Genomic DNA, 12,205 nt, shown 5'->3' with positions numbered 1-12,205 from the left:
ATCTTTCTAACAAAATTGCTCAGGTTAGCTGGATATGATAGCTAAGTTGGGTGTTAATTCGATTATGAAATGGCTTTTACTATCTGTCTGGATATTATTGTTTATTGGAGGGGTTGCCAACTATACAGGTTCATGTTTGCATTATACGGTGTTCTCTTTTGTGTTCTTGGCCATGTTAATAAGTGGGTTATATAGGCAAGTAAGCTATGGATATCTCTTTCTCGTCGCGATGCTTTGGCTGGGATTCTGGCTTAAGTTAACAGTTCATTTGCTCATTGATTATCCGTTTGGGGAGCCTATTGGTTTTTTTGATCGGACACCAGTTGCTTGGGATAATGTTTTGTTGAGTGCCTCGGTTGGTAGTGTAGGAGTAATTTTAGCGCGATTTCTCTATCACTTTTATAAACAACCATCATCGATTCTTGCACAAAACAGTACTTTTGCTGTGCCAAGTTGGTACGTTAACGAACGTTGTTGGATTTGGGCTGGATTGATCTTTCTTTGCATTTTTGTAGCTACAATAAATGTATTATTTGGAATACAACAAAGTGGCCTCGTATCAAATACTATTCTTTTATGGCCGCTTAATGCCGTTATATATTTGTTGTTAGCATCTGGTTTTTCTTTTTGCGTAGCAACACTTTTATGGTGGGATATAGCTCTTGGTCGTAAGGTATCTAAGGTGGTGTATTTTGTTTTATTAGAAGCATTCTCTTCAACCATTTCTATTTTAAGCCGTGGTACTTATATTTTTCATGTAATTCCACAGATGTTTGCTTTATATAAAAATAAAGAGTTGGTTTTTGGGTGGTCTAGAAAGAATATTATTCTGATGACTATAGTCTTTGTGATGTTGTTTGCAATATCAAATCCTATAGTTAACATGATGCGTGCATATTTATATTCAAATAATACTCAAGAAATTACTTTTGCTGACTCTGGTATTTCTTTGGGGGCTTTTATGAAGTTTTCTGTTGATCGTTGGATTGGCCTTGAGGGCGTAATGGCTGTTTCGATGTACCCATTAAAAGGAAGCGACTTGTTTATTGAGGCGATGACTGAACATGGTGGGGTCGGAAAAAGTACGATTTATCAAGAGGTGTGTCAAGCTCATTATAGATTTATGAATATGAGTAAATTTCAATTTGCCAGTGTGCCTGGGGCAATTGCGTTTTTATACTTTACCGGAAATTTATGGGCTGTTGCAGTCGGTATGATCTTTCTTGTTTTTGTTTTGTTGCTTAGCGAGAGCCTTATTTTTAGATTTACAGGCAATCCGTTGTTATCCGCTCTATGGGGTGGGGTAACTGCTAATGCAGTCGCTCAAATGGGTATTGCCCCAAGAGGTTTGTTGTTTTATTTTTTTGAACTCATCTGTGGTGTTATGGCTATATACTTTGTACAGTCAGAGTTCTTTTCAAAATTTCTGCAAAGATTTTTCGTATTTGTCAATCTGAAAAGTCAAATTAAATAATGGCTAAGAGGATATTCATACATGCTACTAATGTTCATCAAGGTGGTGGTCGAGCTTTATTAATTGCGATAATACATGCACTTCCAGCAGGACTGATGTCGATATTATCTTTGGATAGTCGAATGCTTTTGAGTACCGATAAAATTGTTAAGCGCATTCAGCCTACACTCGTCCAAAGATTGTTTGCGGAAATATGGCTGGCGAAGAATGTAGCATTAGGAGATGTTGCGTTGTGTTTTGGTAATCTGCCACCTTTATTCAAGTTGCGTGGTTATGTGGTGGTGTTTGTTCAGAACAGATATTTGATTGATAGTGTAAACCTAGATGGTTTTTCATTTAAAACAAAGATAAGGCTTAAAGTAGAGCGGTTATGGTTATCATTCAGAGCTAGAAATGTGAATGAGTTTTTGGTACAAACGCCATCTATGCAAAGCTTGATGCAAGCTAGAACAAAAGCTAAAGTTTCTGTTTTTCCATTTGTTGAGAATCCTGATGGATATGTAAGAAAATTGCATTGTTCAGATACCACAGAAAAAAGAGATTTCTTTTTTTTATATGTAGCGTCTGGTGAACCACACAAAAATCATTTGCAGTTAATTGAGGCTTGGTGCTTGTTGGCAACTGAAGGGTTATTTCCTACTTTAACATTAACGCTAAATAATATGCATTTTTCGGAATTATGCTTTTGGATAGAGCATAAGATCGAGTCGCATAAGCTATGTGTGAAGAATTTGGGTAGCTTGCCACATGGCGAGGTTAAAAAACTCTATAGTCAGGTAAATGCTTTAATTTACCCTTCTACATTTGAGTCGTTTGGTTTGCCTTTGATTGAGGCTAGGCAGGCTGGGCTGCCTATAATTGCGTCAGAGTTGGATTATGTACGTGATGTGCTTGATCCAGAACAGTCATTTGATCCAGACTCATCAGTTTCTATCGCTAGAGCCGTTAAGAGGTTTATGGGGCTAGATGAAGCGTCTTTGCCATTGCAAGATGCTAGCAGACTTGTAGAGTATCTTTTAAAGAGAGTAGAAGATTAGTTTGCGTATTCTTATTGTTAGCCAATATTTTTGGCCAGAAAATTTTAGAATTAACGAAGTTGCGTGCGCGCTAAAGGCGCGTGGGCATGAAGTTGAGGTGTTGACTGGTAAACCTAATTACCCAGAAGGTAGGTTTTTTACTGGCTATAACGCATGGACTATTAGTAAACAGTTTTGGCAAGATATTCCAATTATGCGCATCCCAATGTTGGCTAGAGGGGATAATAGCGCAATAAGGCTTGTGCTTAACTATTTATCTTTTATAGTTTCTGGCCTTTTGTTTGCTCCTTGGATATTAAGAAAAGAAAACTATGATGTGATATTTGTTTATGCCCCGTCACCAATATTTCAGGCTATTCCAGCTTCATTTTTAGGGTGGATAAAAGGTCTGCCAGTAGTGCTGTGGGTGCAAGATTTATGGCCCCAGAGCGCGGAAGCTACAGGCTATGTAAAGTCTCATTTTTTATTAAAACTATTAGAGAGGTTTGTGCAGTTCACTTATCTGCATACGGATTTATTGTTAGTTCAATCTAAAGCTTTTATTGAGCCTGTATCAAAGCTGGCGCCCAACATACCCATCGCATATTATCCAAACTCTGTTCAAAAAGAGTTTTACTCACCACAAGCTATTGATACTCCACATGTTGAGTCACTTCAATCAGGATTTACAGTTTTATTTGCTGGTAATGTAGGCGCAGCGCAAGCCATGCAGACTATTGTCGCTGCAGCAGAAAAACTACAGTCATACGCTGAGATTAAAATAGTAATTTTGGGGAGTGGTAGCAAATTAGATTGGGTTGCAGAACAAATCGTTGAAAAAAAATTAACTAATTTGTATCTGGAAGGTAGGTTTCCAGTTGAAACCATGCCTATATTAATGAGGCAGGCTTCCGCCTTACTGGTTACTTTAACAGACCAGCCAATTTTTGAATTAACTGTACCTAATAAAATACAGGCTTACTTGGCTGTAGGTAAGCCTGTTATCGCTTGTTTGAACGGTGAGGGGGCGCGGTTGGTAGATGAAGCAAAGGCTGGAGTTGCCGTACGAGCTGAGGATGGTGAAGGGTTGGCTAATGCAATTGTAAGCCTTTATCAAATGTCAGAACTTGAGCGTGAACAAATGGGTACTAATGGCCGAGCCTATTTTAAGCAGCACTTTGATGAGGAAATGTTAACGACTGTACTAATTAAACATTTTGAAAAGTTGATTTTAAGTTAAGGGTGGAAATTGAAAGTTTTAGTGTTGGGATCAAGTGGATTAATAGGTAGCACTACTTTACATGTGATGTCAGAACGTTCTGATTGGCAAGTTTACGGCTCAATTCGCTCAGATGGCATAAGGCCTTTTTTACCTAAGATTAGCGCAGACAAACTTATCAGCAATTTAGATGTAGATAATTTGTCTTCAATTATTCAGACCATCAGTGAAATAAGACCTGATGTGGTAATTAATTGTATAGGGGCAACAAAACATAAAAAAGAGGGAAATAGCCCATTCAATGCCATAGCATTGAATGCCTTGTTACCACACCAGTTAGCACAAATATGTGATTTAGCTGGATCAAGATTTATTCACATTAGTACAGATTGTGTATTTTCAGGTAAGGATGGTTTTTATTCAGAATCAGCTTTTGCTGATGCTGATGACGTATATGGCAGAAGTAAAGCGCTTGGTGAGGTGACTTACGGTGGTGCCTTGACATTAAGAACCTCAACAATTGGACATGAATTACAGTCAAATTATGGATTGTTAAATTGGTTTTTATCTCAAAAATCATCTTGTAAAGGTTTCAATAAAGCAATCTTTTCAGGCTTACCTACAGTCGTGTTTGCTCAAGTAATTAGAGATGTTGTGCTAAAAAATACGCAATTAACAGGTTTATATCATGTCGCCGCACAGCCTATTAATAAATATGATTTACTTAAAATGATTGCTAAGGTATATAAAAAAGAAATTAATATTGAAGCTGATGACAGTTTAATTATTAATCGTTCTTTAGACGCAAGCATGTTTAATCAAGTAACAGGGTACAATCCGCCTACTTGGCAAAGTTTGATTGAAACAATGTATCAATACAAATAAATTTAAAACAGTTGGACTCAATATTATATGTTTAATAATAAAGTATTAATGATTACTGGTGGCACAGGATCATTTGGCAATACTGTGCTCAAACGATTTTTATCTACGGATGTGCGTGAAATTCGCATTTTTAGTAGAGATGAGAAGAAGCAAGAGGAAATGCGAATTGCATTAAATGACCCTAAACTTAAGTTTTATATAGGTGATGTCCGTGATTACGACAGTGTTTATCACGCGATGAAGGGTGTTGATTATGTATTCCATGCTGCGGCACTGAAGCAGGTTCCATCTTGTGAGTTCTATCCATTGGAAGCTGTGCGCACTAATATTTTGGGTTCTGAGAATGTGATGGAAGCCTCAGTTGCACGAGGCGTGTCAAGAGTTGTAATGTTAAGCACAGATAAAGCTGTTTATCCAATTAATGCAATGGGAATATCTAAGGCAATGATGGAAAAGTTCATGGTCGCCAAAGCTCGCATGCAGAACGAAGGTGAGACCGTGCTGTGTGCAACAAGATATGGCAATGTTATGGCCTCAAGAGGCTCTGTTATTCCACTCTTTGTTTCACAACTTAATGAGGGGAAGCCCTTAACTGTTACAGACCCGAATATGACTCGTTTTTTGATGTCACTTGAAGACTCCGTGGACTTAGTCCTCTATGCATTTGAACATGGTCAGCAGGGTGATATTTTTGTTCAAAAAGCACCTGCCTCCACTGTTGCGGATTTAGCTCAGGCATTAAAAGAGTTGCTAAATAAAAATAACCCGATTCATGAAATTGGAACTCGTCACGGTGAAAAGCTTTATGAGTCGTTAATCTCACGTGAAGAGATGGCTAAGGCTGAAGATATGGGCGCATACTACCGAATTCCAGCTGATAATCGAGATCTTAATTACGCACAATTTTTTAGTGAAGGTGAAGAAAAGATTTCACATCAAGATGATTACACTTCACACAATACTGAGCGCCTGAATGTGGATCAAGTAAAAACACTATTATTGAAACTAGATTTTATTAAGGAAGAACTAAATGCTTAAAGTGATGACCATTGTGGGAACAAGGCCAGAACTAATTAAAATGAGTCGTGTGATAGCTGAGTTTGATCAACATACTAAGCATTTGTTGGTACACACAGGGCAGAACTATGATTATGAGTTAAATCAATTATTTTTTGATGATCTAGGTATCCGTAAGCCAGACTATTTTTTAGAAGCAGTTGGTGAGAATGCAGCTCAAACAATTGCAAGAGTAATAGAGAAGTCTGATGAAGTAATGGAAAAGGAGATGCCAGACGCGGTGATGCTTTATGGCGACACAAACTCTTGTTTGGCTGTTATTGCGGCGAAAAGGCGCAAAATTCCTGTATTTCATATGGAAGCAGGAAACCGCTGTTTTGATGAGCGAGTGCCGGAAGAGCTTAACCGCAAAGTGTTAGATCATTTAAGCGATATTAATTTAGTGCTTACAGAGCATGCAAGACGGTATTTAATAGCTGAAGGCGTTCGCCCAGAAACTATTATTAAAACTGGTTCTCATATGCGTGAGGTGTTGGACTATTACATGCCAAAGATTGAGAAATCAGATGTATTAGAACGCATGAATTTAGAGGCAAATAAGTTTTTTATTGTTAGTGCTCATCGTGAAGAAAACATCGACAGCCCAGAAAACATGAAAAATATGGTGGAAACACTAAATGCTTTAGCAGAGACATATAATTATCCTGTGATTGTTTCTACACATCCTCGAACAAAAAAGCGATTAGATACAATGGAGTTGGGTAATCTTAATAGCCATGTTCAATTTCTTAAGCCTTTTGGTTTCTGTGATTATATTAAATTACAAATGGAAGCATTGTGTGTTGTTTCAGACAGTGGGACCATTTCAGAAGAAGGATCATTACTTAATTTACCTGCTATCACAATTCGCAATGCCCACGAACGTCCAGAGGGGATGGATGTTGGAACGCTTATCATGAGTGGTCTTAAAAAAGACAGAGTGTTGGATGCGATACGTGTGATTGTTGCTCAGCATGATAAATCAAAGCGTGTGATGTTGCCTGTGCAAGACTATGAGGCAGGTCCTGTCTCCAAACAGTTACTTCGTGTAGTGATGAGTTATGTGGACTATGTAAACCGCACTGTGTGGTCTAAAGCTGTTTGATGAGTTCGCATATCCTTGTAACAGGCGCAAGTGGTTTTGTCGGAAGAGTGTTATGTAAAGAGCTATTGAAGCATAACTACTCAGTGCGAGCAGCAATACGTCATGATGCAGCCTTTTGCGATGGTTTCGATATTGTTACTACCCCGTCAATAGATGCAGACACTGACTGGAGTGTTGCGCTTTTAGATGTGGATGCTGTGGTGCATCTTGCTGCTCGTGTGCATGTTATGAATGATTATGAATCCAATTCACTCGAAGAGTTTCGTAAAGTTAATGTTGACGCCACCCTAAATTTGGCACGACAGGCATTTAAATCAGGCGTAAAACGTTTTATTTTTGTGAGCTCAATTAAGGTTAATGGTGAACTTACGCAAATAGATAATCCTTTTACAGCCTCAGACATAGCTTGTCCGCAAGACGCTTATGGCATTTCAAAGTGCGAGGCAGAGCAAGGGCTCCTAAAGCTGGCTGGAGAAACTGGGCTGGAGGTAGTGGTTATTAGACCGCCATTGATTTATGGTGGTGGGGTGAAAGCAAACTTTGCTAGTATGATCAAAGCTGTAAAAAGCGGTATTCCATTGCCTTTGGGGGCGATTAATAACAAGCGTAGCTTTGTGTATATTGGCAATCTGATTAGTTTAATTTTGAAGTGTATTGATCACCCAGTTGCTGTAAATCAAGTTTTTTTGGTTTCTGATGGGCATGATCTTTCTACTACTGAGCTATTAAAGGCGTGTGCACAATCTTTAGGTGTAAAGTCTAGACTACTACCAATACCGCAAAATTTTCTTGAGTTTGTTGCAAAAGTGCTTGGTAAAAGAGACTTGGCGCAACGATTGTGCGGTAATTTACAGGTGGATATTACTAAAACTCGTCAATTGCTTGATTGGGAGCCACAGTTCACTGTTGCAGAGGGCCTTAAAGACGTCGTCGCTGGTGTGCAAAATTAACTAACTTTTAGTAGTTGAATTGCTTAACCTTAATGGTTGGTAATTCGAACGTATGGGTATGTGAGGTGTTTATAATACATACTTATATATTTGTCTTAACTATCTGCTTTATAGTGTTGTAATGATATGACTGATGAATAATGAAACGTTTATTTGATTTATGTTTGGCTTTATGTGCGGCATTATTTTTTGCGATACCATTTTTATTTGTTTGGTTGATGGTACGGGGCACTTCCAAAGGTCCTGCTTTATATTGGTCTGAGAGAGTGGGGCAGAATAATGTCATTTTTAAAATGCCTAAGTTTCGTTCTATGCGTGTTGATACGCCGGCAGTTGCGACACATTTACTAGCCAATCCTGATCACTTTTTGACACCTATTGGTTCTTTTTTAAGAAAGACTAGCCTTGATGAACTGCCGCAACTGTTAAGTATCATTAATGGTGATATGAGTTTTGTAGGACCTCGTCCTGCATTGTTTAATCAAGATGATTTAATTAACTTACGCACACAACATGGTGTTGAAAAGCTTTTGCCAGGTTTAACTGGCTGGGCACAGATTAATGGGCGTGATGAACTGCCTATTCCGGATAAAGTTAAGTTGGATGTAGCCTACATGCAGCAACAGTCTTTTTGGTTTGATGTGAAAATAATTGTTTTAACTTTTTTTAAAGTTTTGAGAAGAGATGGTATTCAGCATTAGAATAGCTGTAAATTAACGTAATCCATAATGAATAAATTATTAGATGAAAACAACAATTACAAATCCACGCACTTTTTTGGCTTTATCTCACGACATTGTTGCTGCGTCTGTAGCATGGGTAGTTGCTTACTTATTACGTTTCAATTTCGCAATTCCTCCTAATTATGAAGCAGAAATGCTAGCCACTTTAGGGTGGGTGGTTTTGTTGCAAGTTGGCGTATTTGTATTTTTTGGACTGTATCGAGGCGTTTGGCGCTTTGCCAGTGTTTCGGACCTTAAACGTATCTTTTTAGCTGTTGGTTTTTCTGCGGTGTTGTTAAGTGCGTTGTTTTTTATGGTAAAAACAAATGTAGCAGTTCCACGCTCAGTGTTGGTGCTTGATCCTTTGCTGTTGATATTATTAATGGGCGGGAGTCGTTTTGCATACCGTGCTTGGAAAGAGCATGTGCTTTACGGCATGACTTTAAGGCAAGGTGAGCCTGTGATCGTGCTTGGGGCAGGTGATGCGGCAATTGCACTGGTTAAAGTCCTAGCGCGCAGTACGCAATGGAGAGTGGTGGCGTTGTTAGATGATGACTTAACAATGCAAGGGCGTGAAATTTTTGGTGTAAAAGTTATAGGCACAATAGAGCAGTTGGCCTCGGTAAGTGGGCATCTAAGCGTTGATTATGTCATTGTTGCGATGCCATCTGCGAATCATCAGAAACGTCGACAAGCGATTGAACTAGCAAATGCGCTTGAATTACAAGTAATGACCGTGCCAGCGATTGACGATTTGATGAGCGGTAAGGTGAGCGTTTCTCAAATCCGTAAGGTAGATGTTGAAGATTTGCTAGGGCGCGATGCTGTGAAGCTTGATAGCTCAGGCTTGCAGATGCTGATTGATCATCAAACTGTGCTTGTCAGTGGGGCAGGTGGCTCTATTGGTTCTGAGTTGTGTAGGCAGATTGTTAAGTATCATCCTGACACTTTGATTTGCTTGGATATTTCTGAGTTTTCTCTGTATCAATTAGAGCAAGAGTTAACAGCGCTGAAGTTAGACACTAAATTAGTCTATTTTACTTGTGACGTAAAAAACAAAGTGCGGATTAATCATATCTTGGCGCAGTATCAGCCATCTGTGGTGTTTCATGCTGCTGCCTACAAGCATGTGCCAATGATGGAAAATGGGAATGTATGGGAAGCGCTGTCTAACAATGTGATTGGTACTCATACGTTAGCGCAGGCTTGTAAGGGTAATGGCGTTAGTAAGTTCGTATTAATTTCTACAGATAAAGCGGTGAATCCAACCAATGTCATGGGTGCTAGTAAGCGTTTGGCAGAAATGGTGTGCCAAGGCTTGCAGAGTGATAGTGGAACACGTTTTGTGATTGTGCGTTTTGGTAATGTATTGGGCAGTAGTGGCAGTGTCATCCCAAAATTCCGCGAGCAAATTGCTAAAGGTGGCCCGATTACGATCACGCACCCTGAAATAACGCGCTATTTTATGTCGATTCCAGAAGCGGCGCAGTTGGTAATGCAGGCTGGATTGATGGGAAAAGGTGGCGAAATTTTTGTGCTGGATATGGGTGAGCCAGTTAAGATTGCCGATTTAGCAGCGGACATGGTCAGGTTGTCTGGTTTTAATACAGACGAAATTAAAATTGAGTATGTTGGATTGCGCCCTGGAGAAAAGCTTTATGAAGAGTTGCTGGCTGATGATGAACATACGATGCCAACACCTCATGAGAAATTGCGTATTGCGCAGGCCAGAACGGCAGATGTTAGCTGGGTAAACAGTCTTTTGTTATGGATTGAAGGTTTGCACGGAACACATGAGGCTCAAATGAAATTAGAGTTGTCTGGCTGGGTAGAGGAGTATAGCCCGCAAATTGTTAATGTGACTGATGGTCATGCTCCTAGTCTTTCGCAGCAACATATAACATTACACTAGCAGCTTGGTGATTGTTGTAAACTCAAGGCCTAATGTAAAGTCGTTAGACATGGCACTATCATAGATTGGTCAAAGCTTATTGCTGTGTGAGTATTTGAGCGCAATGCGGTATCAATCTTTCTTTGTTTTCATGATTTACTTAATGGATTGCTAATAATTGAATACTTTGCCCCCACAAAAGCTCCTTGAGCAATCATATGTCATTCACCAAACAGAGGTTGTGGTTGGTGCAATTACAAAAATGGCGACTGAAATTACTAGCTCACTGGAAGCTACCTCGCCTATTGTGATATGCGTGATGGGAGGTGGTGTTGTGTTCTCCGGTCAGTTACTTACGCAGTTGCATTTTCCATTGGAGCTGGACTATGTGCATGCGAGTAGATATCAAAATAAGACTGTAGGAAAAACCTTGGAATGGAAGGCTTTGCCAAAGTCAGATTTGACTGGTCGCACCGTGTTGTTGCTGGATGATATTCTTGATGAAGGTATTACATTAAAAGAGATTCAAGATAAGTGTCTCGCATTAGGGGCAATTAAAGTGCTGACAGCTGTGCTGATTGAAAAGAAACTGGATCACGATAAACCAATAAAGGCAGATTTTGTTGGTCTTGAAGTGCCTAACGAATATGTTTTTGGCTATGGAATGGATGTTTATGGGTGGTGGCGAAACATGCCTGCCATCTATGCTTTACAGGCATAGTGTCATATTTTAAACATCTGTATTTCAAACTAATGTAGTTGTTTGCCATTTAAAATGTGTCGTAATTCTGACACTACAGTTGGCGCTATAACAACATCTCCCATCTTAAGTTACCTAATCTTTGTAACTACCTGATTTTAATATAAATTATATTTGGCATCCAATTTGCACGTATCAAGACATGAGCAATAGTGTTCATGGATAGGTGCAAAGTGATGAAAAAAGAATCTACAACTCAATATTTGAATATAGCGAGCGCTATTATTGAGCGGTCGTACCAAATTAAAACGCATTTAGATTATTTTGTGTGGCTACAAAATAGTGTCGCTGAGCTAATTCCGCACGATATGTTGTTAGCTGTTTGGGGTGATTTTAGGCAGCAACAGGATGGACAGTTGCATTATGATGCTGCTTCTAATTTAAAGGGGCTAACTACGCCTGCCATCATTGACGCTACGGATAAAGTTAGTCATATTTTAAATGATTTATATAGACTTCGTTTAATCTCTGGTAATGATTGCTTTGCAATTAATGCGCTAGAAGAGACTGAAATCTACCATAGAATAAAATCAACTTTCCCGGAGCAGCTCGTTGAGATAAGTTCTTTGCTGGTTTATGGTATGAAAGATGAACGAAATGGCGATGAGTGCCTGTATATATTCTTCAGTAAAGAGCATGCGCTGGACGTGAGGAAGCAAATGATGGATTTCATCATGCCGCACGTAGATCATGTATTAAGGAAAATAAAACCTTTAATGCAGTTTGATGGGATTGAAAAGGCTGACGATGTATTGAGCTTATCAACGTTAAGTGAGCGTGAGATAGAGGTGATTAGCTGGATTAAAGCAGGGAAAACTAATCAAGAAATTGGCATGATATTAAGTATTAGCCAAAATACGGTGAAAAGTCACCTTAAAAGAATTTTTCAGAAGCTGAATATTGGGCGAAGGGCTCAAGCGGTTGCTTTGTTGGCGAATGTGCCCTCAACCAAACTGAAGCAACTTCAATTGCAGCAAGGTGTTCATGCAGTTTATAGTTAAAAACACGTAAGCAAAGCGTGATTGATTTAATCTTTTTGCACGATTATTGAGATTACGTATTGATATGTCACACCTAATCGCCATTGTTAGCGTTACAATGTGGCTTGAATGCAATCAAATGATTGC

General features: G+C 39.1%; 11 protein-coding genes. All 11 read left to right on the top strand.

Annotation, left to right across the window (positions count from 1 at the left end):
* The first annotated feature begins 34 nt into the window (after nucleotides 1-34).
* The 11 genes from FG24_RS10630 to epsA all read left to right on the top strand — a co-directional run bounded on the left by FG24_RS10630 (nucleotide 35) and on the right by epsA (nucleotide 12,079).
* Complete coding sequence (locus tag FG24_RS10630) at nucleotides 35-1,474, top strand: hypothetical protein (protein ID WP_036303329.1); 1,440 nt, start codon at nucleotides 35-37, stop codon at nucleotides 1,472-1,474.
* A 95-nt stretch (nucleotides 1,475-1,569) separates the two neighbouring features.
* Nucleotides 1,570-2,511 carry a glycosyltransferase gene (locus FG24_RS10625; protein ID WP_200876891.1) on the top strand — a complete coding sequence of 314 codons (942 nt, stop codon included), beginning with the start codon at nucleotides 1,570-1,572 and terminating at the stop codon, nucleotides 2,509-2,511.
* Between the two features lies 1 nt (nucleotide 2,512).
* A complete protein-coding gene (locus FG24_RS10620) occupies nucleotides 2,513-3,730 on the top strand; it encodes a glycosyltransferase family 4 protein (RefSeq protein ID WP_036303325.1) in 1,218 nt (405 codons plus the stop codon).
* A gap of 9 nt (nucleotides 3,731-3,739) precedes the next feature.
* A complete protein-coding gene (locus tag FG24_RS10615; RefSeq protein WP_036303323.1) occupies nucleotides 3,740-4,594 on the top strand; it encodes a dTDP-4-dehydrorhamnose reductase family protein in 855 nt (284 codons plus the stop codon).
* Between the two features lie 27 nt (nucleotides 4,595-4,621).
* Entirely contained in the window at nucleotides 4,622-5,632 is a 1,011-nt protein-coding gene (locus tag FG24_RS10610) for a polysaccharide biosynthesis protein (protein ID WP_036303321.1), read from the top strand.
* Nucleotides 5,625-6,755: a non-hydrolyzing UDP-N-acetylglucosamine 2-epimerase gene (gene wecB, locus FG24_RS10605; RefSeq protein ID WP_036303319.1), complete on the top strand. Its 1,131-nt coding sequence runs from the start codon at nucleotides 5,625-5,627 to the stop codon at nucleotides 6,753-6,755. The genes FG24_RS10610 and wecB overlap by 8 nt, the downstream gene beginning before the upstream one ends.
* A complete protein-coding gene (locus FG24_RS10600) occupies nucleotides 6,755-7,705 on the top strand; it encodes a UDP-glucose 4-epimerase family protein (protein ID WP_036303317.1) in 951 nt (316 codons plus the stop codon). The genes wecB and FG24_RS10600 overlap by 1 nt, the downstream gene beginning before the upstream one ends.
* A 140-nt stretch (nucleotides 7,706-7,845) precedes the next feature.
* Complete coding sequence (locus tag FG24_RS10595) at nucleotides 7,846-8,406, top strand: sugar transferase (protein ID WP_036303315.1); 561 nt, start codon at nucleotides 7,846-7,848, stop codon at nucleotides 8,404-8,406.
* A 43-nt stretch (nucleotides 8,407-8,449) separates the two neighbouring features.
* Complete coding sequence (locus FG24_RS10590) at nucleotides 8,450-10,339, top strand: polysaccharide biosynthesis protein (protein ID WP_036303313.1); 1,890 nt, start codon at nucleotides 8,450-8,452, stop codon at nucleotides 10,337-10,339.
* A gap of 157 nt (nucleotides 10,340-10,496) precedes the next feature.
* The gene (locus tag FG24_RS10585) at nucleotides 10,497-11,039 is read left to right on the top strand and encodes a hypoxanthine-guanine phosphoribosyltransferase (RefSeq protein WP_036303311.1); all 543 of its coding nucleotides are present in this window, start codon (nucleotides 10,497-10,499) and stop codon (nucleotides 11,037-11,039) included.
* Nucleotides 11,040-11,254: 215 nt separating this feature from the next.
* Complete coding sequence (gene epsA, locus FG24_RS10580) at nucleotides 11,255-12,079, top strand: XrtB/PEP-CTERM-associated transcriptional regulator EpsA (protein WP_036303309.1); 825 nt, start codon at nucleotides 11,255-11,257, stop codon at nucleotides 12,077-12,079.
* Nucleotides 12,080-12,205: the final 126 nt, after the last annotated feature.

Origin of the sequence: Methylotenera sp. L2L1, assembly GCF_000744605.1 — a bacterium.
Classification (GTDB): domain Bacteria; phylum Pseudomonadota; class Gammaproteobacteria; order Burkholderiales; family Methylophilaceae; genus Methylotenera.
The sequence above is the reverse complement of the archived record's forward strand: the minus strand, read 5'-3'. Positions and strand labels throughout refer to the sequence as shown.